The sequence below is a fragment of the Brevibacillus migulae genome (assembly GCF_004521915.1).
Taxonomy (GTDB): domain Bacteria; phylum Bacillota; class Bacilli; order Brevibacillales; family Brevibacillaceae; genus Brevibacillus_F; species Brevibacillus_F migulae.
In genome coordinates this window covers 1-348 of the sequence record NZ_SDKD01000089.1, presented here as the reverse complement: position 1 = coordinate 348, position 348 = coordinate 1, and the positions used below count along the sequence as shown (strand labels likewise).

Below are 348 nucleotides of genomic sequence, written 5' to 3'. Positions count from 1 at the left end.
GCTGAGGAAAGTCCATGCTCGCACAGGCTGCGATGCCTGTAGTGTTCGTGCTCGGTGAAAAAATAAGCCGGGGGACGTTAGCAATAGCGTTACGGCGGGAAAAAACGGCTAAGGCTTCGGCTATGCTTGAGTATCCCTGAAAAGTGCCACAGTGACGATACGCCTAGGGAAACCTAGGCGGTGGAACGCGGTAAACCCCTCGAGCGGGCAACCCAAACTTTTGGTAGGGGCGCTTCACATATGGAATTGAACGAAATGTGGGGGGAGAGGAAACTCTCGAGATAGATGATTACTGCCAGCTGATCGTTTGCCTGAAACGGTTGGGTGGTACAAAACATGGCTTACAGG

At 52.6% G+C, this 348-nt stretch carries 1 other RNA gene; it reads left to right on the top strand.

Annotated features, from left to right (window positions below):
* Positions 1–348, top strand: an RNA gene (rnpB, locus tag EIZ37_RS25730) — RNase P RNA component class B; the annotation flags it as partial.